Below are 21,964 nucleotides of genomic sequence, written 5' to 3'. Positions count from 1 at the left end.
CTCTTCGCCGGGCGAAGGTCCGCACGTCGTGGCATGTCGCCGCTTCAAGCCACCATTGGCAGCAGCCTGCGGACTTCATCCAGGAGTTCAGGAATGGCGCGCTCGTCGTTCGACAGATGTCTCAGCAGGTGTTTCTGGAACAAGCCGTCGAAGACGGCATAGAGCGCAGCGCGTGAAACGGCCGGCTCCTTGCCTCCGAGTTCGGCATAGCGTGAGGCGACACGCCAGACCATGTCCTCGAGGCTCTTGTCTATTTCGGTGACGTCCTCGCGGAAGACATCTTCGAACAGGGCCTGTGCGCGCAGATCGTACCACAGCCGGTGCATGCCGGCTTCTTCGCGCAGGGTTTCGGCGAGTTTTAGCAGAAAGCCTTCCAGCAGCGCGTCGCGTGTCGGGGCCGTTGCAGTCACCTGATCGTAGCGGGTGACGCATTTCGCCTTGTAGTGGCGCACACAGCAGGTGATCAGGTCGACCTTGTCGGTGAAGTAATAATGCAGCACGCCATGTGTGAAGTCGGATTTCTGCGCGATCTCGCGCAGGCTGGTGCGTGCATAGCCGAGCTCGGCCAGTGTCTCGAGTGCTGCTTCGGCCAGCTCCAGCCGCCTGGCCGTGAACTTGTCGATACGCAATCTTTCGGCGCCTCGCGGGACGCGCGCCTTTTCCATTACCTGGTCAGCCATCAGCGGCCTTCTTAGCTTCGAGCGCCGAAAAAATACCAGCAGGCATCGCTGAAATAAGTTTGCCTCTACGTCAATAGCCTTTCCTGAACAGGCATCCAGAATCTCCGTCGACCGGGGCGGTAGAGGACGCTGCCGACAATGGGGATTTCCACAGCTGTGTGCACGCGCTGGGGAATTCCCGCTGCCAGCGCGTTGACGGGTGCCTGCCTGCAATCCGTGCGTTGACAGTGTCGAATTTTCATTTCCTACGAAAACCAATGTTCATCGAAATCTGTAATAAAAACGTTTTTATTTTCCTTGAAATCGTTTTTATCGCTTGATAGCCTTTTGAAAAAGGGGAGCGCGATCGTGGCCAAGGCCAAATCTGAATCCGGCCGCACTTTGCCGACAATCAAGACGCTGGCTGCACATACCGGCTATTCGATCGGCACCATCTCGAAGGCCTTGCGCGGCTCGCCGGTCGTTACCGAAGCAACTCGCGAGGCGGTCCTCGCCGCCGCCCGCGAACTGGGCTATCAGGCGAATGCCCGCGGCATGGCGCTGCGCACGGGCAAGACCTACCAGGCCGCAGTGCTGATGCCGATCACTTCGGCCGCCGGTTACGAGTGGGATGGCGTCGAATACACGCAGATCCTCAGTGGCATCTCGCAGGCGCTGGACGGTAGCGACTACCAGCTTTCCGTCTACGGCTACCGCAACTTCGACGATGCCTGCGCCGTCGCGCGCCGCATTGCCGACCAGCGGCTCGCCGATGGAATGATCTTCTCCGGCGTGCTGGCGAGCGATCCACGCATCGCCATGCTGGTCGAGGCCGGTTTTCCCTTCGTGTCGCTTGGCCGCTGCCGGCAGTCGCTCGTCTATGCCCATGTCGACGTCGACAATGAATGGGCGGCCTATGCCGCAACCGCGCGGCTGATCGCCGGTGGTCATCGGCGCATTGCGCTCATAAACGCCGAGCCGCGCCTGTCCTACGCGCTGGACAGGATCGACGGTTTCAGTCGAGCCTTCAAGGAAGCCGGGCACGAGCCCTCGCTGGATCTCGTGAATGGCGGGGATCTCACTGCGCGTTTCGGCCGCGACACGACACGGAAGCTCTTCAAGCAGCCGTCAACGCCAACAGCGTTGGTGTGCGTGAACGAAGCCACCACCTTGGGCGTGCTTTCTGCTCTGAACAGCCTGGGCCTTCGTGTCGGAGAGAATGTCGACGTCATCGCCTATGACGATATCAACGTCAGCGCCTACTTCAGCCCACCCATCACCACCCTCTACCAGCCGATCGAGCTGCTCGGTCGTCGGCTCGGCGAATTCCTGCTGCTGCGCATGGTCGACGAAGGTGCGGCGAAACTCGCCGAGGTCTTCCGGCCCGAACTGATTGGCCGGCAGCCCGACAATCTGGGCGGCCGCATCGGCCGCACCTGATCCAATCATCAAGCTCAAAAAACGGGAGGAAAGAGCATGAAGAAAGTTTTGACTGGCCTTGTCCTGGCGCTGCTGGCGTCCGGCGCGGCACACGCGGCCGATCTCGGCGGTAAATTGCTGAAGGTGGGATCCGATACCACCTCTCCGCCGATGGAAAGCGTCGACGCGGCGACCGGCCAGATCGTCGGCTTCGATGTCGATGTCGTCAACGCCATCTGCGCCAAGATCAACTGCAAGGCGGAGTTCGTCACCACCGGCTGGGACGGCATCTTCGCCGCACTCGACCAGGGCAATTTCGATCTCGTCGCTTCCGGTGTCTCCATCACCGACGAGCGCAAGAAGGCGATGGATTTCTCCGAGCCTTACATCGTCAACAGCCAGGCAATCCTGATGCGCGTCGAGGACGAAGGGCTGACCGCAGACGACTTCAAGACCAAGGGCAAGAAACTCTCCGCGCAGGCAAACACCACCGACGCCCAGGTGGCCGAGGGTATCGCCGGCAAGGAGAATGTCACGGCCTATGACAGCTTCGCCGCCTCTCTCATCGCGCTCAAGAACAAGGATGTCGACGGCGTGGTCATCAACGGCGCCAACGCTGCCGCTTACGAAAAGGAGTTTGCCGGCGAACTGGTGGTACCCATCCGCAACCTGCAGTCCGATCCGCTTGGCCTCGTCTTCCGCAAGGGCGACGAGAACATCGCCGCCTTCAACGAGGGTATCGCCGCGATCAAGGCGGACGGCACCCTGGATGCGCTGATCGCCAAGTATTGGGGCGCCAAGTAGCGGCTTCGCTACGCAGGCTCCGGCGTGACGCCGCGCCGGAGCCGTTTTTCCGAAGGAGGGCGGATAGAGATGCGCTACCTTATGCGCCTGCGGCCCAGCAATCTGATCATCGCAGCCGCCCTGCCGTTCATCGTTTACCTGTTCGCGAGTTCGGCGGACTACCAGCGCTCGCTGCGCGCCATCGTCGGTGTCGAGCATGGCTCCTCGGCGTTCGTTCCCGGCTTCCTGCTCCTGGCGGTGGCTTTTGCAGCGGGTGTCGGAAGCGTCCTGTTTTCGCGCGCATCGGCGTCGAGACCGCATCTTGCCAGGGCGTGCGCTGTCCTGAATCTGCTGGCGGCCATGGCGATCGCCAGCACTGGAACCGTCCGTCCTTATGTAGCTTCCGTCGTTGCCAACGCGGTCGATCCCTTCACCTCGAAACTGGTGATGCAGGGCGTGACGCCGCGCCAGCTGACCGATGCCGCCGATGCGATGGTGCAAGGTTACGCGTCGGTGCTTTTCTGGGCCTATCTGGCGATCACCGTCGCCGCGCTTGCGCTTTTCTTTTTCGGCGACCACGCAACCCGTGCGACGAAAGCCGGGCGGACGACCCTGTTCGCGGTCAATGGTATCGGCCTTGTCGTCATCTTTTTCCTCGCACCCATGGCATTCGCAGCCGGCGTCGCCACCACCATTCGCGCCGCGGTCGCAGCCTACATACTGGCGGCCTTGCTCGGCCTCGTCTGGGTCGGCCTGCTCAAGCTCGACTACAGCCGCCGCGCAAATTTCATCTTCGTTGCACTGACCGCGCTGCTGGCGTGTGCAGCCGCATGGTTCCTGCTGCAGCCGCGCCAGGACTACGCGCTGGTCGGTAAGCTGGACGGCAAGGTCGCCATCGTGTCCGGCACACCATCAGGCACGATCGGCGCCGTCCGCTATGGCCAGTTCCCCGGTGCACCGGAAGACGAAGTGGCGCTACGCACTTTCAAGGGACCTGCGGAGGCCATAACCGCGCTTGAAAAGAAGGCCGATGTCAGTGCTGCGCTGCTGCCGCTCGCCACCGCACCAGCCGATCTGCCGGCGCTGTGGCGCACCAGCGCCCTAAGGGACTCTGACAAAGCCTCCGGCATCACCCTTGCTGTGCTCGCCATCATCACTGGCCTGCTCACCTTCGGCGGCCACATCCATCGCCGTCACCCACTTTCGGTCGGTTCGGAGTTCATCGTCGACACGATCCGCGGCATCCCCATGCTGGTCATCGTGCTCTATGTCGGCCTGCCGCTGGCAGGCGCGCTGAAGGATGCCACCCAGGGCGTGTTCGATCCGCCCAATCTCGCGCGCGGCATCGCCGCCATGGCGCTCGCCTATTCCGCCTATCTGGCCGAGATCTTCCGCTCAGGCATCAACGCCATCCCGCGCGGTCAGATCGAAGCGGCGCGCAGCCTAGGCCTCAACAGCTGGCAGACGGCGCGCCTCGTCATCCTGCCGCAGGCCTTCCGCATCATCATCCCGCCGCTCGGCAACGAACTGATCGCCATCCTCAAGGACACCTCGCTCCTGTCGATCCTGTCCATACGCGACATCACCCAGCGCATGCGGGAATTCCAGTCGGCAAGTTTCCTGCCGTTCGCGCCCTACAACTCCGCCGCCATCTTCTACATCCTGCTGACGCTGGCGGCGGCCAGCCTGGTCAGCACAGTCGAGAGAAAATATGACATCAAGCATCGATAACAGGCGCATCCTGAACGCGCGCGCAGCCTCGCTGGTTCTACCGCAAGGTTTCGTCTTCGGTGCCGCCACGGCCGCCTACCAGATCGAAGGCGCGCCGGCCGCCGACGGCAAGGGCGAGAGCATCTGGGACCGCTTCTGCAAGACGCCCAGCGTCATCATCGATGGCTCCAGCGGTGACGTCGCCTGCGACAGTTACCATCGCTGGAAAGACGATATCGCCGTCCTGAAAGCGCTGGGGCTTGGCGCCTATCGCTTTTCTTTCGCTTGGGCGCGACTGCTTCCTGAAGGACGCGGCGCCGTCAACGCCAAGGGCGTGGCTTTTTACGATCGGTTGATCGACGATCTTCTGGCGGCCGGCATCGAACCTTACGCGACGCTCTACCACTGGGATCTGCCGCAGGCATTGCAGGACGAAGGCGGCTGGTACAATCGCGCCACCGCTGACGCATTGGCCGACTATGCGGCGTTGGCCGCACGCAGCTTCGGCGATCGCGTCAAGAAATGGACGACGCTCAACGAGCCATGGACCTTCTGCTGGTCCGGCCACGCCTCGGGCGAAGATGCGCCGGGCTTGCGCGACGGCACCAAAGGCGGCGTGACGGCGAGCCATCACGCTTTGCTCGGTCACGGCAAGGCGGTTCCGATCATCCGCGCGGAGGTGCCGGACGCCTCCGTCGGCATCGTCTTCGACCTCAATGTGGCGGAACCCGCCAGTGCCGACCCGCGCGATATCGCCGCCGCACGGCGCTTCGACGGCGCGCAGAACCGCTGGTTCCTCGATGCCGTCTTCAAGGGCAGCTATCCTCAGGACATGCTGGAGCTCTATGGCGATCTGCTTCCCGCGATCCATGCCGACGACAATGCCATTATCGCGGCGCCCGTCGACTATCTCGGCGTCAACATCTATCGCCGCTCGGTCATCGCCGAGGGTACGGAACTGGCGCCGCTGAATTATCGGCGCGTCCAGCCGGAGGGCCTCTACTCGGCCGTCGGCTACGAGATCTGGCCCCGCTGCATGTATGATGTGCTGCGTTATGTGAACGAGAACTACGCCCCGAAGGAGATCTATATTTCCGAGAACGGCGTTGCCACGCGGCCGGAGACGGTCGGCACGGACGGCCATGTCTGGGACGAATTGCGCGCCGCCTATTATGTCGAGCATCTCGAACAGGTTGCGAAGGCAGCGAACGAAGGCGTGCCTGTGTGCGGCTATTTCGCCTGGACGCTGATGGATAATTTCGAATGGGCCTATGGCTACACCACCCCGTTCGGCATCACCCATGTCGACTATGGAACCCAGAAACGCACGGTGAAATATTCCGGCGAAATCTATGCCGCGATCGCGCGCCAGGAGGCCGCCATCAAGCCACGGAGCACGGCAATTGGCGGGTAAGACCGTCCTTGTGACCGGTGCCGGGCGCGGCCTGGGACACGAACTGGCGCGGCAGTATGCGAGGGGCGGCTGGCAGGTGATCGCCTGCGGTCGCGGCTTTCCAGCAGGTGGTTTCGAGTCCGCCGTCGAGTTCCAGCCGCTCGACGTTGCCGATCCGGCGTCGGTTTCCGCGCTGGCGACACGGCTCGCCGGCCGGCCGTTAGATGTGCTCGTCAACAATGCGGGGGTGCGCAGCCCGGTCCCTGGCCTGGATCGCCTGCGGCCCGACGAATTCCACGACGTGCTGCGCATCAATACGCTGGGTCCAATCTTGCTGACGCGGGCATTGCGGGCAAACCTGCGCCTCGGTGGCGACCCGGTCGTCGCCAACATCGCTTCGCGTGCGGGATCGATGGCGGAAGGCCTGCTCGATGACGATGACGACGACTATGCCTACCGCTGTTCCAAGGCCGCACTCAACATGGTGACCGTCCAGCTCGCACGGGATCTCCAGCCGGACGGCATTACAGTGCTGTCGTTGCACCCCGGTTGGGTGAAGACCGACATGGGCGGCGAAGAAGCCGTGTTGTCGGTTGAGGAAAGTGCAAGGGCCCTGCGAACGATCATCGTGGCGGCAAAGCTGGAGCAGACCGGGACTTTCCTCGCTTTCGACGGCTGTGAGGTAAGATGGTAGCTCCTCTGCTTTGGGGGTGATCCGGGACGCAGGGTTCGGCTCATGGAAATCATCACCAACAAAAAACGCGACGATCTGTCGGCAGCAGCGTGGGTTGTTCGTCCTTGGGCAGCAGCCGCCAGGATCTGAAAGGAGCCCCTATGATCCCCACCATCACAGCTTTTGCGTTGTCACCCGATCAAGGCCAAGGGCTGGCGCGCGACATGCGCGTTCGCTGGGCACTTGAAGAGGTAGGCCAGCCTTATGACGTTCGTCTTGTTTCATTCAAAGAGATGAAGCAGCCGGAGCATCTTGCAATTCAACCGTTCGGGCAGATCCCGACCTATGAAGAGGGCGACCTCTCTTTATTCGAGACTGGGGCGATCGTGCTCCATATCGCGCAGCATCATCCCGGCCTGTTGCCGAACGATGCGAATGCGCGGGCGCGCGCGATCACATGGATGTTTGCCGCGCTCAACACGATGGAACTGCCGATCGTCGAGTTCGACGTGGCTCCTTTTGTGGTGGGCGACAAGCCATGGTTCAAGGAATTCCTGCCCATACTTGAAGATCGCGTCAGGGTCCGGCTGAACGAACTCTCAAGGCGGCTTGGCGATGCCGACTGGCTCGACGGTGAATTCAGTGCCGGCGACCTGGTGATGGTGACGGTGTTGCACAGGTTGGACGGATCAGGTTTGGTGGAGGAATTCCCAAACCTTTCCGCCTATGTTGCCCGAGCCAAGGCGCGGCCGGCCTACAAGCGTGCCTTCGATGACCAACTGGCGGTTTTCGTCGCCGCATCGGCCGGTTGAAGAGCGTTAAGCATCGTCGCGACTACTCGCCTGTCGCCAGTTCGAAACCTTCATGCACCCATCCGGCGAGCCCGCCGCTCATGATCTTGACCGGCCTGTCGAGGTCGGCGAGGCGCAGCGCGCCGCGGGCGGCGCCGTTGCAGTGCGGCCCCGAGCAATAAGTGACGAAGATGGTGTCCTCGCTCCATTGCCGCATCTTCGAGCCGATGATCTTGCGATGCGGTAGGTTGATCGCGCCGGGCACATGCCCCTTTGCGTAGAGGGCGGGGCTGCGCACGTCGAGCAGCACGAAATCCGCGCCTTGAGACAGCGCCTCGTGAACATCCCAGCAGTCGGTCTCGAACTCGAATTCGGCGGCGAAGTGTTCCCTGGCGCGGGTGCTGGCGGCAGGCCTGGTTGCTGTCACTGCGGTTGGCATGGTGGTCTCCTGTTGTGGTGCCCTTATCCTGCGCCAGGAGACTGTCTTGCAATTGGCGTGAATGCCAATATACGTAAAGATCATGCCAAATCCCTCATCCGCTACCTCAGGTCCTCTTGTCGTTGCGCTGCTTTACAATGGCCTGTGCACGTTCGAGTTCGGAATCATTGCCGAGATTTTCGGTCTTGCACGGCCGGAGATGGGACCAGACTGGTACCGGTTTGCCAGTTGCCCGGTCGATGATGGTCCGTTGCGGGCGCATGGCGGTTTCACCCTGGTAGCAGATGGCACTCCGGATCTGATCGAGCGGGCCGACATCATCGTAGTGCCGGGCTGGAAAGGGGCTGGCACCCCCGTTCCAGAACAGCTTTGCCAAAGGCTTCGCCAGGCGCACGCGCGCGGTGCGCGCCTGGCGTCAATCTGTTCGGGAGCCTTTGTGCTGGCGGCGAACGGACTTCTGGACGGTGGCTCAGCGACCACCCATTGGCGTTATGCGAGCGAGCTTCGCCGCCGCTACCCGAAAATCGATGTCGATGACACATCGCTTTATCGCGATCATGATCGCATTTTCACCTCAGCCGGTAGTGCCGCCGGCATCGACCTCATGATCGAGATCGTGCGGAGGGACTTCGGCGCTGCCGCGGCGAATTCGGTTGCGCGAAGGCTGGTGATGCCGGCGCACCGCGCGGGCGGACAGGCGCAGTTTCTGGAGCGCCCCGTGCCACAGCGCAAAAGTTCGGAGATCGCGCCGCTGCTCGACAGGCTACGCGCCAGCCTGCAAACGCGCTGGACGGTCGAGGAGATGGCGACAGAGTGCTCGATGAGCCTGAGAACGTTCCTGCGCCGCTTCACCGAGGCGACGGGAACATCGCCTGGCGAATGGCTGACGGAGGAACGCGTTGCGTGGGCCAAGCAGCTTCTGTGTCAGCACCGCCTGAACATGGATGACATCGCGGAAACTGTCGGCTTCGGCAGTGCCCATACGTTGCGGCATCACTTTCGCAGGCAGATGGGCATCAGCCCGACCGAATATCGTGCGCGCTTCATCGCCGAGCCGGCGTGAAGGCAAGCTTGCCAGGCGCGTCATCGAGACGAAGGCGCTTCTTTGGCCGAGGATCGACAATACGCAACCGCCAGTCTCGGCAACGTTCACCAGGCCGCCTCGACACGATGGTCCGGCCCTGTCAGGTTGCCCGGCATGGAGAATCTCAGCGCAAAAGAACTGCAGCTGATGCAAGGACTGGCCCAGCAGGTGACCGCCTTGCGGCCGGAATTGCTCAATGCCGATGCGACCACAGGGGAACTGGCCTGGGTCTGGGGTAAGGATTTCGACACTCTCAGCCCGTTCTGGCGGCATCGGCTGTGGTTGGTCGACGGTCGGTTGGTCGCGTGGGGATGGGTTCATCTACCCCATCGAATTCCACGCGAAGATGGCACATTCCGCGAGGCCGCGACCGCCAACCTGATCTGGCAGACGCACCCGGATCAACCGCAGTTGCTGCACGAAATCCTGGATTGGTATGACGAAGTTGCCGGCAGCGTCGATCGGCTGCTGACGATACAGTCTGCGGACGAGCACGCGCAGGCGATTGTCACCAAACACGGCTACGTCTTCGATGCTGAAGCCGGTGCGGACGATGGGTCTTGGGTGCAGTTCAACAGGCGCGAGCTCAGCAACCTGCCGGATCCCATACTGCCCAGCGGTTTCCGGTTTCTAACGGCGAGGGAAGTGTCAGGGGCTGACGCCGTCAAGGCGCATCGAGATGCCTGGCAATCGTCCAGTTTCAGCGAGACGGCCTTCGAGCGCGTCCAGCAGACCTGGCCATACCGGGGTGACCTGCATGTGCTTGTCGAAGCGCCTGATGGCACGCTGGCGGCAACCGCGATCATCTGGCTGGATGAGGCAACGCGGACCGCTGAATTCGAACCCGTCGGCACACATTGGGATTTCCGTCGGCGGGGGCTGGGCACCGCACTGCAACTGCATGGCATGCATCTGGCGAAGGCCGCTGGTGCGAAGCACATGCTGGTCGCCTGTCTTGGCGCTCCGGCGCACACTGCTGCCCGCAACATGTATTACGGCGTAGGCTTTCGCGCTTTGACCCGCGACCTGCCGCAAATCAAGACTGTGCGGTAACGATCATCTGCTGCAAGTTGCAGGCGGCCATTCAGCCCTTCGGCATAGAGCCGAGGTCCAATCGTCGATCCAAAGCGAGTTTGTCGAGAAACACCTCGTCGTGACTGACCACCAGTATTGCTCCGTCATAGGCAGTCAACGCCGCCTCCAAAGCCTCTGTCGCATCCAGATCGAGATGGTTGGTCGGTTCATCGAGAAGCAGCAGTTGCGGCGGCGCGGCCCTGCCCAACACACAGCCGAGACCGGCACATAATTTCTGGCCGCCGCTGAGCGCACGAACTTTTTGAAGAGCGTCGTCGGCGCGAAACCTGAAGCGTGCCAAGGCGGCCCGGCATTCGTTCTCGTTGGCATCGGGATTGAGGCGAAGGAAGTTGTCCCGCAGCGATCGGTCAGGATCGAGCAAATCGACGGCCTGATCCAGAAAAGCATGAGGCACGTTGAGATCGATCCTGCCGCTTTGCGGCTTCAACTTGCCGGCGATCAGCGAAAGAAGGGTTGTCTTCCCGCCGCCGTTTGGGCCGGTGATGGCTATACGCTCGGGCCCCGTGATGGAGAGTGACAGGTCGCGGATTACCGGGTGCGCCGGGTCATGTCCGCCCGTCACCGCTTCTAGCGTGAGAACCTGCCTGTTTGCGGGAAGGCCTGTCAAAGGGATGTCCATCCGGATCGGCTGCAGGATCTCGATCTGTGCTCTGGCAGACGACACGGCGTCCTGGGCTTTGTCGCGCCGCGTGTCGCGCAAGCGTGTATTCGCTCCGCCCGAAGCTTCCGATCGTCCTTTTGCGGCGTCGAGCATGATTTTCGGCTGATCCCCGCGTGTGCGAGACTTCAGTCCAGCGCTGTCCTTGCGTGCCTTGCGTTCCTGCGCTTGCTGGGCGCTTCGCTTTGTCTCGGCGAGTTGCCTTTCGGCATCCGTCAGTCTGCGATCGGCAGCCTGAAGTTCCTCGGCCTTGCGTGCCTGATAGGCACTGTAATTTCCGCCGTACCGGCTGGCTCCGAGGGTGGTGAGCTCCACAATGGCATCCATCTGCTCAAGCAACTCGCGGTCATGGCTGACCACGATTGCGCCGGCCCGCCAGTCTTTGAGAAGATCTATCACGGCCTGGCGTCCAGCACGGTCGAGATTGTTCGTGGGTTCATCGAGCAACAGGAAATCCGGTTCCTGGAAGATCAGCGCGGCAAGGCCCGCACGGGTGCGCTGCCCGCCCGACAATGCGGAAAGGGGGGTCTTCGGGCCGACATCCAGGCCGCAGCGCAAAAGCGCTGTTTCGATCCTGGTTTGCAAGGTCCAGTCGGCATCGGCCAATTCCTCGGTGCTGGCCTCTCCAGCTTCCGCGCGATCGAGGATCGCCAGCGCGGGCGAAACACCGAACAGATCACCGATGGTCTGCCCGGGAAGAAGCTGCAGCTCCTGCCGCATCCAGCCCAAGGTGCCGCGAACCTGGATCGTTCCCGTCTGCAAGGGAAGCGCTGCCGTGATCAAGCGCAGCAAAGTGGTCTTGCCGGTGCCGTTGCGTCCGACAAGGCCCGAGCGCTCGGGCCCGAAGCTCAGGTTCAGGTTGGTGAAAAGAGGGGTACCGTCAGGCGTGGACCAGCCGAGACAGGCAAGCGTAATGGATGAAGACATGAGACAGGACTACTCGTTGCGTAACCGAAGCGGTGAAGGCAGCGAGGATCAGTCACATGTCCGGGAAACTCCAATTCGCGTTGTCCGGTGGCAATTTAGGGAAGGTCGCGAAAAGAACAAGGTCTTCGCTGCGAGGAAATGGAGCGAGGTCGTCTGCCGACTGTCTTGACGAAGCGACCCAAACCGCCAAAGTCGAGGTCATTGCCGCGCCTACCATCCGGGAACATCGACCACAGCGTTGGCGTTCGAGAATGCAACCCGGCCGTGACATCGAGGCCGCAATGCCATGTTGGGATTTGGCAATGAAGATCGCGTCGCCCCCTCTGTTCCTTGGCTTCAGCGCGCTGACTGAGCGACTGCCGCCACTTGGCCCGCAGACAAGAGCCGCCTGTCTCGCACTCGGCGCGGTGCTGCTCTGGGCGACGTGGCCGGCCCTTGCCACTGTCGCGAGCCCGGCTCCGCCATTTCTGATCTTCGGCCTGGCGTCGGCGGTCGGCTTCGTCGTCTCGCTCGGTCTTTCGGCGATCCAGGGCCAGTCGGCGAGCTTCCTCTCCACGCCGCCTCGAACTCTTGCCGTCGTGACGATCGGCCTGCTGACCAACAACATCCTCTACCTGCTCGCCATGCGCAGGATCGGGCCGGCCGAGGCCAATGTGATTTCCTATCTCTGGCCGGTCCTGCTGGTCGCGATCATGGCGAGGCTTCGAAAGGAACGGCTCGGACAGATCCGTATGCTCGGAATTGCTACAGCCTTCGTCGGGGCGGTTTTCGCGATCGGGCCTGCATTCGACCGCGGCTTCGATGGGGGCGGTATCCTGCTCGCCTTTTTCAGTGGACTGTCCTTTGCCGTCTACGCGGCCATCCGTTCATACGGACGTGAGATGCGTGACGTGATAGGTCCTTCGATGGGACTGCTTGCCATGCTAGCACTGGGCTTCCATGCGATCTTCGAACCATCTGCAAGCCTGACATCGACCCAATGGCTTGCCATCGCTGGCATCGGCGTTGCGCCACTCACTCTTTCCAACGCCTTGTGGGATCGCGCCGTCAGGACAGGCTACATGGCGATGATCTCAGGCATCGCCTATCTGACGCCGCTGGCTTCTCTGGTCCTGCTTGCGCTCCTGGGTATCGGGACAGTGTCGGTCGGTGTTGTCGCTGGTGCCGTGCTGGTCGTAGCGGGAGCATTGGCTGCGTCGGGCTTCTTACCGAGCCGCAAAGGGCGCGGATGAAATTGTTCGCTCCGATTTGAGCGTGGACGACCTTCGTCCCATGGTTGTGGGCGGTCATTTTTCCGGCTTGAAATCGGAATCGTGGATCGGACCGATCTTGGAAGAGGCTGGCGGCTCTGACAGCTCCTCAATATGTCACCGTGACCACAACCGTATCCGTATAGGTGCCTGGCGCCGGCGTGGTCTGCGGGGGCACGCGTCCATAGACGGGAATGCCCTGCGCAGTGCCCGTGCCTGTGCCGGCGACCGTATTCGTCCCGATGCTATTTCCCCAAGGCAGGCTGCGAGCCGTATCCCTGTAGAGCCCATAGGTTACACCCTGGGAGCCCAATGCCATGCGCCGACTGGTCGGACCCGTACCTGTCTGCCCGTTGCCAAGGCCAATCGAATAGGTCGTTCCAGGTGTGCAACTGACGGAGACCTGCCCGGTTGCGTCGACATTGCCGGTCAACACGCCAGTCGTGCCGAAGTCGACGGTTTGCGTGGAAATGAGGCAGTTCGCGGCCACTGTTGCGGACACGTTGAAGGATGGTCGGGCAACGACGACGCCGGTGGTGACGGTGCAATCGTTGCTGACGGGGGCGTAACGGTAGCGGAACTCCACATGACCACCTGAAAAGGTGGAAATGTAACTGCCCGGCGGGATGGTGCCCTGTCCGCCGGGCACCGCGCCGTAGAGCACGCTGCTTCCCGTCGCCGAACCCAAAGCGCTGAGTGTCACGGAATAGACCGGAGGCCGGCTCGGATAGGGCCAAAGATAGGAACCCCAGACGGTGCTCCGGCTCGCATCCGAATAGATCTGGAAATTCAGTGCATTGGTGCCGCTCAGCATCTGCCTGCTGGATGCAGTAGCACCGCCGGAGCCATCGCCCAGATTGGGACAGATCAGAATTCTGGACAACAGCACGCCTGTACAACTCACGCTCATATTGGCGCTGGTGTTTGTCTGTGCGCCCGACAGCGTGTCGACCTGGCCGAAATTCATGGCCGAGATGCCGAAGGTGCAGCTTTGCGCCCATGTCGCCGAGGGAAGTGCCATAGCTACGAAGAAGCCGGCAATTGTTCCCAAAAACAGCCTCACTGGCACACCACCTTTCTGATCACGACCTGCTTGCCGGGTGTTACGCGGTACGGAAACCGAGCCTCGCAGGAATTGCCGTCACCAAGCTCGATGACGACGCTGTTGTCGGCCTTGAGCGCGCGTATGTAGGCTTCGCCGTCATAGCCGATGACGAAGGGTTCCGGATTGCCCGGAAATGTGCCCGTTGAACTGACGGGCAGGGGGGTGCCGCTGGCATCGACGAAGGAAACCAGCGCCGCCGCGGGCTTATCGGTGACGCCGAAATCGACGACGACGCCGCTACGGTCGGCAGGCACGACGATCTCCTTCGTTGTGGGAATGTCGGCATCGACGGGAAGATTGCCGGGGTCGATCGAAACCGTGTTGTCTTCGTAGGAGCGCAGGTCGGGAACGATGATCTTGCCGCGGCTGTCCGTTTTGCCCACCGGCCGGTTCTGGTATTGCACTTCGACGTCAGGCGCACCGGCGTCGACGACGGCGAAGGCATCGTCGATGCGGTTTGTCGCGAAGATGCCGCCGCCTGCGACGGCAACCGCGCCCTCCAACTGCGCCGTGGCGCGGATATCCTTATCGAATTGTTCGATGGCGGCTTCCGCCCGTCCGACGGAAGAGCGATAACTGACCGCTGCCGACCGATGCGGCGTTTTTCCTTCCGATGTTCTCAGCCGCCAGCCGACGCTTCCATTCTCGAACTGTTCCGATTTGGTGAGGTCGGCAAAGCCACGCGTCCCATCCGGGCCGTTTTCGACACCGGTGGAGGCGGTGATGTCGTCGTTGAAGGGAACGGAGAGGCCGGCGAATATGCCAAAGCTGTCCTCATTTTCGATGTCCTTGAAGGCGGTGGCATAGATGGTGCCGCGCTCGAAAATCTGCTGGCTGTAGGAGAGGCCGACGATCCGGCTTCGTTCTCCGTCGGCATCTTCGAAATTGGTGAAGGAAAGGGTCAGGCTGGAGAGGTCGAGCGGCATCGGGATGCTCAGCGTCGCCTGGTCGATGGCGCGCGGCACTCCAGCGCTGAAGAGCGGCAGGCCATCCCGCCCAAAGGCAGGTTCTGCGGTAACCGCCGCGATGTCCTGGTAGTCCCCGAAGACGCGCTGGACGCGTCCGTAGAAAGTCCATCCCTCGTAGCCGAGCTCCACCGTGGCATTCACCAGCGAGCCGGAACGACCGTCGTGATAGCTGCCGGCAACCGCCATTGACGCCGCGCCGTAACCCGCGAGGGGAAAGGCGATGCCCGCGCCGCCATTGACGAGGTCCGCGCCGCCTTCGGCATGGCCTTCCAGCGTCAGCCAGTCGGTGAGCCCGTAGCGGGCGCTGATCGAGCCCATGAGCCTTTGGTCATAGTTGTTCGACTCGATACCGAAATTGCGACGAGGGAAACCAAGATCGGCTGAAAAATCGAGCAGGCCACGGCGCAAAAGCATGCTCGAGGAATAGTAAGGCAGCGTCGTCGCGGTTTCCCGACCGAGACTGTCCCTGATCACAACCCGTGCCTGGCCTTGTCCGGTGAAGGCGGGGATATTGACGACCTCGAAAGGACCGGCGGCAACCTCTCCGGCATAGCTCCTTGTGTTCTGGGTATAGATTTCCAGCGTGGAGGGCACAGCGGCGGTGCCGGAGAAGGAAGGCAGCGGCAAAGTCACCAGATCCGGACGCAAGGCAAAATTGCGCTCGATCTGCATGCCGCCGAGATAGACCGGTCGTGTCCAGGCGAGGCCACCAGAGATGAAGTCTCCGGCCCGATAGGTCACCATCCTTTTCGGATCGGAATAAGACCATGTCGTCTTGAGCCTGCGAAACTTGTCGAACTCGTTGTCCGAATAGCCCGCGATAAACGACTGGCTCAGCGTTCCATAGGGGCTGAACAGGCGCGCGTCGAAACTTCCTGAAATCCCCTGGAAGAGGTCGGCATCCTTCTCGAACAGCGTGTTCGAGCTGGCAAAGAGCGAGTAGTTGAGAACGCCGCCGTAACTGGAGCGCGGTTCAAGGCGGTCGCGCTTGTCCTGCGTGTCGATATCAACCACTTTCGCTTGCCGTGCATCGTTGGTGGTAGCGATGAATATCCGCTGAGCGGCTTCATCGACACGGAAGGAAACCGACGGCAGCCGATCGAGGATGATGAGTCCATCATCCGCCTTTGCACTGTCGACCGGCTTCAGACCCACTTCGGACAGTTCCTGTGAGGCCACGGCAAGCTGGCCGTCCGGCAATTGTTTGAAATTGCCAATCAGATTGGTCGATGCATCGTTGATGAAGACCTCCAGATAGAGGTCCCGTGTCGCCGTCGTTGCCGGCTGCGGATTCGTTATGTCGGTTGCCTGAGGTTCCGACGATGCGGAGGACAAGACGAAAACCGAAGCCAGCACACAGAATGACAGCCTAGCGGCTGGTCGCGACACTTGCCGTTATGGGACCGGCACCGCTTTGCGCCGAGAGTTTCACCGCCCCTGCGCCAAGCCGCCCCGCTGCCCCCAGCGGCCATTGCATGACAGAACCCCCGAGCACGTAGCCGACAAGACCTTTGCGGCTGGCGATCGCTTTTCCGCCCTGCGTCAAGGTAAGATCGGCCAGGCGCAGCCTGCTGCCGCCTTTGTTCTCGCCGATCAGCGTCAAGCCGCGGCCCGAACGGGTGAGCTTCCACGTCACTTCCGGGCCGCCGGCGTCCGCGTTTCGAAAGAACACCGGGACCATGTGGCGAACCACCAGATTGACGGTGCCAGCTTTCTTGCGCGAAGGGTCGGGAAGTTCATCGACCACCACACGGTAGCTCTCCTCGCTGCCGACCGGTGTTTTGTCGACGCGCACGACGCGGATCGTGTAGTCTTCATTGGGTTTGAGCTTCATGGATGGTGGGCTGGCCACGACTTCGGATGTGGGCTCGAGTTGCTCCGAACCGCCTTGCTGAGTCCACCGGAAAACACGCACCTGCACGTTGAGCGGCCCCCGCGCTTCGTTCCGCAAATTAAGAGTGGCCGCGCTGTCGGGCCCAATAAGTTCCACCGTTGTCGGTGCCACGCGAAGTGAAGCGGCATGCGCCAAGGGCATGCCCGACAAAATAAACGCGACAGCCCCGCCAAGTCCCTTCAGCAAAGGATGCATGTTGTTTCCCTCCCTCGCCGATCAGTACGTCACGGTAATTGCAACAACATCGGAGTAGATGCCTGGAGCAGGTGTGTTCTGAGCTGGCACACGGCCGTAGGCGGTGATGCTCTGGGCAGCGCCGTTACCTGTCCCTGCAACGGTGTCGGTTCCGGCTGTATTGCCCCAGAGCTGGGTACGGGCAGCATCCCGATAGATCGTGTAGTTGATGGTGGCCGAAGCAGGTCCGGTCATCTTGCGTACGGCAACGGTTGCACCTGCACCATTGCCGGCATTCAGCCCTACCGTATAGGGCGTGGTGTTCGTGCACTGGACCGAGAGTGTTGTCGTCTGATCTAGATTGGCGTCGATGACACCCTTGCTGCCGAAGTCCAGATCAGCGGCGCTGACGACCTTGCACTCGCCCTGAATGTTGATTCGAACATTAAGATTGCCGGTTGCCGTAGCGGCGAAAGCACAAGTAGGCATTACTGACGATGCCGCGCAAACAACGGCAATTGAGCAGTTCAGCAACCTCATAAAGATGCTCCCTGTTTAGGTTCCCGCTGCAAACGGAAACACTGGCGAAGCACCCCTGCCTGTAGGTTGTATGCCATTGCATCGGGCGTGGATCAATAGAAGCCCGCAATGCATTTGATGGTCGGCGATTTCGTGCCCTTAACGATTGCCGTTTCGGTCGCCATCGCCTACATAGCGCGCAACCTCCGTTCAATTCGGCTTCCAATCCGTTCGATCCAAGGAAAGCGCGCGTGGCACGCCAATTCATTTATCACATGTCCGGCCTTTCGAAGGCCTACGGCACCAAGAAGGTGCTGGAGAACGTTCATCTCTCCTTCTATCCCGATGCCAAGATCGGCATTCTCGGCCCCAACGGCGCCGGTAAGTCGACCATCCTCAAGATCATGGCCGGGCTCGACAAGGAGTTCACCGGCGAGGCCTGGCTGGCCGAGGGTGCGACCGTCGGCTACCTAGCGCAGGAGCCGCAGCTCGACCCGAACAAGACGGTGTTCGAGAACATCATGGAAGGCGTCTCCAAGAAGACGGCCATCATCGAGCGCTACAACGAGCTGATGATGAACTATTCCGACGAGACGGCCGATGAATCGGCCAAGCTCCAGGATGACATGGACCGGCTCAACCTGTGGGATCTCGAGCAGCAGGTCGAGATGGCGATGGAAGCGCTGGCCTGCGCGCCCAAGGACGCCGATGTGACCAAGCTTTCGGGCGGCGAGCGCCGCCGCGTGGCGCTGTGCAAGTTGCTGCTCTCCGAGCCCGACCTTTTGCTGCTCGACGAACCGACCAACCATCTCGACGCCGAGACCACGGCCTGGCTCGAAAAGCACCTGCGCGCCTACAAGGGTGCGGTGCTGCTCATTACCCACGACCGTTACTTCCTCGACAACGTCACCGGCTGGATCCTCGAGCTGGATCGCGGCCGCAGCATTCCTTATGAGGGCAACTACACCGCCTATCTGGAAGCCAAGGCCAAACGCCTCAAGCAGGAAGGTCGCGAGGACGATGCCCGCCAGCGCGCCATCGGCCGCGAGCGCGAGTGGATCCAGTCTTCGCCCAAGGCGCGCCAGACCAAGTCCAAGGCGCGTATCCAGGCGTTCGAAAATCTGCTCGAACAGGCCAACAACCGTCGTCCGACCGACACGCAGATCGTCATCCCGCATGGCGAGCGCCTCGGCAACGTGGTCATCGAAGTCGCCGATCTCGACAAGGGGTTCGGCGAGCAACTGCTGATCGAGAACCTGACCTTCAAGCTGCCGCCCGGCGGCATCGTCGGCATCATCGGTCCGAATGGCGCCGGCAAGACCACGCTGTTCAAGATGATCACCGGCCAGGAAAAGCCTGACGCGGGCACGATCCGCGTCGGCGAAACGGTCAAGCTTGGTTATGTCGACCAGAGCCGTGACGCGCTCGACCCGAACAAGACCGTCTGGGAAGAGATTTCCGGCGGTGCCGAAGTGGTCAAGCTCGGCAAGTTCGAAGCCAACACCCGCGCCTATTGTTCGTCGTTCAATTTCCGCGGTGGCGACCAGCAGCAGAAGGTCGGCAACCTGTCCGGTGGTCAGCGCAATCGCGTCCACCTGGCCAAGATGCTGCGCACGGGTGGCAACGTGCTGCTGCTCGACGAACCGACCAACGACCTCGACACCGAAACGCTTGCCGCGCTTGAAGACGCGCTGGAAAGCTATGCCGGCTGCGCGGTCATCATCAGCCACGATCGCATGTTCCTCGATCGTCTCGCCACGCACATTCTGGCCTTCGAAGGCGACAGCCATGTCGAATGGTTCGAGGGCAACTTCGAGGACTACGAGAAGGACAAGATCCGTCGTCTCGGCCCGGAGGCGGTCAACCCGCACCGGATGACGTACAAGAGATTGACGCGCTAAGAATACCGACGCCCCGCCCAAAGCGGGGCGTTTTCATTTCTCAGAGCATTTCCGGCAAAACAGGATTGCCTCCAATGCTCGCTTCCTTGTTTTCCGCAATTCCGGACGCAAAACCGCTACACATTTTTGCTGGAATTGCTCCTGATTGGAGTTCGCACGATGAAAGACTGGTCCGCTTCGCTCTATCTGAAATTCGAGGACGAGCGGACGCGGCCGGCGCGGGATCTGCTCGCACAGGTACCGGTCGCGAGCCCACGCCGTGTCGTCGATATCGGCTGCGGGCCGGGCAATTCGACCGAACTCCTGGCCGCACGCTGGCCGGACGCGCAAGTGACCGGCTTCGACACATCGCCCGATATGATCGAGAAGGCGAGGGCGCGATTGCCGAAGCTTTCCTTCGAACTCGCCGATGCAGCTAGCTGGGCGCCGGCTGATCCGGTCGACGTCATCTTCGCCAATGCGGTCTTTCAGTGGCTGCCGGAGCATCCGGCCGTGCTGCAAAGGCTGCTGGGCCTGCTCGTGCCTGGCGGCGCGCTTGCCATCCAGATGCCCGACAACATGGATGAACCGTCACACCGGCTGATGCGAGAGACGGCGGCGGCGATGCCCTTCGCCGCGAAGCTCTCGAAGGCGGCGCGCGCGCCGCTGCCGTCGGTATCGTTCTACTACGACAGGCTGAAGCCCCATGCGGCCAGGCTGGACATCTGGCACACGATCTACAACCATCCGCTGGCCGATGCGGCCGCCATCGTCGAATGGGTGAAGTCGACGGGCCTGAAACCCTTCCTCGATCCGCTGGATGAGGTGGAAAAGAGCCAGTTTCTCGCGCACTATACGGCGAAGATCGCGCAAGCCTATCCGCCGACTGTGGACGGCAAGGTGCTGCTGCGCTTCCCGAGGCTGTTCATCGTCGCCACGCGCTGACATTGTAGTCGGGCGGTTGATATCTTCGCCGCAATCGTCATTGTTTCGCCGTTTGTGGGGCGGACGCAACGTCAACAGCTATGCATTGCGCCGGACGAGGAAAGGCTCGCTTCGCAACGGAAGGTAGCGTAAACCGCATAGAAAAGCCGGCTGCATCATCTCCCAGGATGCCGTTGGCAGCGCGGCTCCCCGCCGCCAGGAAAACGAGTTGGACATGCATCGCGTCATCATCAGCGGCATCGGCGTCGAAATCCCGGAAGCGTCGATCACCAACGAAGAATTGGTCGAAAGCTTCAACGCCTGGGTCGACGCCGAGAACGCCAAGCGCGCGGGAACGGATGCGGAGCCGCTGCAGAAATCCGATGCCGATTTCATCGTGCATGCCTCCGGTATCAAGAAGCGCCATGTCGTCGAACGCGCGGGCATCCTCGACCCGGCGCGCATGGCGCCGCGCCTGCCGGCTCGGCCGGACGATGCACTCTCCCTGCAGGCCGAGTTCGGCATCGCCTCGGCGCGCAAGGCGCTGGCGCATGCCGGAACGGAACCGGGTGAGATCGATCTGGTGATCGTCTCGTCCTCGCATCTGCAGCGACCCTATCCGGCGATCGCCATCGAAATGCAGGAGGCGCTCGGCACCAGAGGCGCCGGCTTCGACATGGGGCTTGGCTGTTCTTCCGCCGCAGCGGCGCTGCATGTGGCGGTCAATCTGGTACGTTCAGGCGCGCAGAAGAAAGTGCTGGTGACGACACCGGAAATCATCACCGGTCATCTCAATTTCCGTGACCGCCAGACGCATTTCATCTTCGGCGACGCTTCGGTCTCGATGGTGGTGGAAGCGGCCGGGGAAGGGGAGACGCGGTCTGGTCGTTTCGAGGTGCTCGATACCAGGCTGTGGACGCAGATGTCGTCGAACATCCGCACCAATCTCGGCTACCTCACCCGCACCGCGCAGGACGATCCCTATATGATCGACCTTGAAGGCAATATGATCAAGCAGGTCGGCAACAAGGTGTTCAAGGAAGTCACCGTTGCCGGCCACAAGTTCATCGTCGAATTCCTGGCCGAGCATGGGCTGACTCCGCACGGCATCCGCCGGTTCTGGCTGCACCAGGCCAATGCGCGCATGAACGCCATGATCCTGAAGCTCGCCTTCGGCCATGAGGTGGGGCACGATCGTGCGCCAATGGTGCTGGAGCGTCTGGGCAACACGGCCGGTGCCGGCTCCATCATCGCGCTCAGCGAAAACCATGCCGATATGAAGCCGGGCGATTTCGGTCTGCTGTGCGCGTTCGGTGCGGGTTATTCCATCGGCGGCGCGCTTTTGAAGATGCAATAGGCTCGCCGCGCATCAACATCCTTCATCGATGCATCAACGCTTTCGACTGGACCGGCCACGGCGTTACAGTAGGTTGCGCCCGACAATGTGGACTGCGGACAGGTAAGCCATGCTCGACACACAGCCTGAAATCGTGCCGGCAAAGAAGCTCAGCGCGAAAGTCGCCGGCCTCTATGCCGCGCCGTCCGACGATTTCCAGACGCGGGCAGTGGAGCGGCTGGAGCTTGGGTTCGACGGAATTCCCGGCGATTTCCATGGCGGG

General features: G+C 61.7%; 19 protein-coding genes and 1 pseudogene. 13 read left to right on the top strand and 7 right to left on the bottom strand.

Translation table 11 applies throughout. The annotated features are described in order from the left end of the window. Positions 1–44 precede the first annotated feature (44 nt). Positions 45–680 carry a TetR/AcrR family transcriptional regulator gene (locus AO692_RS01750; protein ID WP_054308295.1) on the bottom strand — a complete coding sequence of 212 codons (636 nt, stop codon included), beginning with the start codon at positions 678–680 and terminating at the stop codon, positions 45–47. A gap of 348 nt (positions 681–1,028) precedes the next feature. On the opposite strand from AO692_RS01750, the gene AO692_RS01745 reads away from it, so the two are divergent. From AO692_RS01745 to AO692_RS01720, 6 genes are all read left to right on the top strand, one after another. Then, positions 1,029–2,099: a LacI family DNA-binding transcriptional regulator gene (locus tag AO692_RS01745; RefSeq protein ID WP_200911690.1), complete on the top strand. Its 1,071-nt coding sequence runs from the start codon at positions 1,029–1,031 to the stop codon at positions 2,097–2,099. Between the two features lie 36 nt (positions 2,100–2,135). Further along, on the top strand, positions 2,136–2,882 hold the full coding sequence (locus AO692_RS01740; RefSeq protein WP_054308294.1) for a transporter substrate-binding domain-containing protein: 747 nt from the start codon (positions 2,136–2,138) through the stop codon (positions 2,880–2,882). Between the two features lie 69 nt (positions 2,883–2,951). Continuing rightward, positions 2,952–4,592, top strand: coding sequence for an amino acid ABC transporter permease (locus AO692_RS01735; protein ID WP_054308293.1), 1,641 nt, complete (start codon positions 2,952–2,954; stop codon positions 4,590–4,592). After that, positions 4,573–5,985 carry a GH1 family beta-glucosidase gene (locus AO692_RS01730; protein WP_054308292.1) on the top strand — a complete coding sequence of 471 codons (1,413 nt, stop codon included), beginning with the start codon at positions 4,573–4,575 and terminating at the stop codon, positions 5,983–5,985. Before AO692_RS01735 ends, AO692_RS01730 begins: the two co-directional genes overlap by 20 nt. Then, the gene (locus AO692_RS01725; protein WP_054308291.1) at positions 5,975–6,658 is read left to right on the top strand and encodes an SDR family oxidoreductase; all 684 of its coding nucleotides are present in this window, start codon (positions 5,975–5,977) and stop codon (positions 6,656–6,658) included. Before AO692_RS01730 ends, AO692_RS01725 begins: the two co-directional genes overlap by 11 nt. Positions 6,659–6,798: 140 nt before the next feature. After that, positions 6,799–7,449 carry a glutathione S-transferase family protein gene (locus AO692_RS01720; protein WP_054308290.1) on the top strand — a complete coding sequence of 217 codons (651 nt, stop codon included), beginning with the start codon at positions 6,799–6,801 and terminating at the stop codon, positions 7,447–7,449. A 22-nt stretch (positions 7,450–7,471) separates the two neighbouring features. On the opposite strand, the gene AO692_RS01715 is transcribed toward AO692_RS01720, so the two are convergent. Next, positions 7,472–7,867: a rhodanese-like domain-containing protein gene (locus tag AO692_RS01715; RefSeq protein WP_054308289.1), complete on the bottom strand. Its 396-nt coding sequence runs from the start codon at positions 7,865–7,867 to the stop codon at positions 7,472–7,474. An 82-nt stretch (positions 7,868–7,949) separates the two neighbouring features. Here AO692_RS01715 and ftrA point away from each other — a divergent pair, with 82 nt between their 5' ends. Both ftrA and AO692_RS01705 read left to right on the top strand, forming a co-directional pair. Beyond that, a complete protein-coding gene (gene ftrA, locus AO692_RS01710) occupies positions 7,950–8,930 on the top strand; it encodes a transcriptional regulator FtrA (RefSeq protein WP_054308447.1) in 981 nt (326 codons plus the stop codon). 135 nt (positions 8,931–9,065) lie between these two features. After that, positions 9,066–10,004, top strand: a complete 939-nt coding sequence (locus tag AO692_RS01705) for a GNAT family N-acetyltransferase (protein ID WP_054308288.1) — start codon at positions 9,066–9,068, stop codon at positions 10,002–10,004. A 31-nt stretch (positions 10,005–10,035) separates the two neighbouring features. On the opposite strand, the gene AO692_RS01700 is transcribed toward AO692_RS01705, so the two are convergent. Beyond that, positions 10,036–11,631 (bottom strand): ABC-F family ATP-binding cassette domain-containing protein, encoded by a 1,596-nt coding sequence (locus AO692_RS01700; RefSeq protein WP_054308287.1) that lies wholly within the window; start codon positions 11,629–11,631, stop codon positions 10,036–10,038. A 302-nt stretch (positions 11,632–11,933) separates the two neighbouring features. Here AO692_RS01700 and AO692_RS01695 point away from each other — a divergent pair, with 302 nt between their 5' ends. Further along, positions 11,934–12,863, top strand: a complete 930-nt coding sequence (locus AO692_RS01695) for a DMT family transporter (protein WP_054308286.1) — start codon at positions 11,934–11,936, stop codon at positions 12,861–12,863. A 127-nt stretch (positions 12,864–12,990) separates the two neighbouring features. Here the strand turns inward: AO692_RS01695 and AO692_RS01690 are convergent, their stop codons facing one another. From AO692_RS01690 to AO692_RS01675, 4 genes are all read right to left on the bottom strand, one after another. After that, positions 12,991–13,944 carry a spore coat protein U domain-containing protein gene (locus AO692_RS01690; protein ID WP_348271437.1) on the bottom strand — a complete coding sequence of 318 codons (954 nt, stop codon included), beginning with the start codon at positions 13,942–13,944 and terminating at the stop codon, positions 12,991–12,993. Beyond that, complete coding sequence (locus AO692_RS01685; RefSeq protein ID WP_244483222.1) at positions 13,941–16,289, bottom strand: fimbria/pilus outer membrane usher protein; 2,349 nt, start codon at positions 16,287–16,289, stop codon at positions 13,941–13,943. Before AO692_RS01685 ends, AO692_RS01690 begins: the two co-directional genes overlap by 4 nt. 34 nt (positions 16,290–16,323) lie before the next feature. Next, positions 16,324–16,989, bottom strand: a complete 666-nt coding sequence (locus AO692_RS01680) for a molecular chaperone (RefSeq protein WP_244483229.1) — start codon at positions 16,987–16,989, stop codon at positions 16,324–16,326. A 75-nt stretch (positions 16,990–17,064) separates the two neighbouring features. After that, positions 17,065–17,511, bottom strand: coding sequence for a spore coat U domain-containing protein (locus tag AO692_RS01675; protein WP_244483228.1), 447 nt, complete (start codon positions 17,509–17,511; stop codon positions 17,065–17,067). Positions 17,512–17,792: 281 nt separating this feature from the next. On the opposite strand from AO692_RS01675, the gene ettA reads away from it, so the two are divergent. The 4 genes and pseudogenes from ettA to AO692_RS33575 all read left to right on the top strand — a co-directional run. After that, a complete protein-coding gene (gene ettA, locus AO692_RS01670; protein WP_054308281.1) occupies positions 17,793–19,442 on the top strand; it encodes an energy-dependent translational throttle protein EttA in 1,650 nt (549 codons plus the stop codon). A 159-nt stretch (positions 19,443–19,601) separates the two neighbouring features. After that, positions 19,602–20,366 (top strand): trans-aconitate 2-methyltransferase, encoded by a 765-nt coding sequence (tam, locus tag AO692_RS01665; protein WP_054308280.1) that lies wholly within the window; start codon positions 19,602–19,604, stop codon positions 20,364–20,366. A 214-nt stretch (positions 20,367–20,580) separates the two neighbouring features. Beyond that, positions 20,581–21,702, top strand: a complete 1,122-nt coding sequence (locus AO692_RS01660; protein WP_054308446.1) for a beta-ketoacyl-ACP synthase III — start codon at positions 20,581–20,583, stop codon at positions 21,700–21,702. A gap of 109 nt (positions 21,703–21,811) precedes the next feature. Next, a pseudogene (locus AO692_RS33575) lies at positions 21,812–21,964 on the top strand (molybdenum cofactor sulfurase); the annotation flags it as partial.

Source organism: Mesorhizobium sp. 1M-11 (genome assembly GCF_001303895.1).
Classification (GTDB): Bacteria; Pseudomonadota; Alphaproteobacteria; order Rhizobiales; family Rhizobiaceae; genus Mesorhizobium.
Note: the sequence above shows the minus strand (reverse complement) of the source record. Positions and strands in the feature narration are given on the sequence as shown.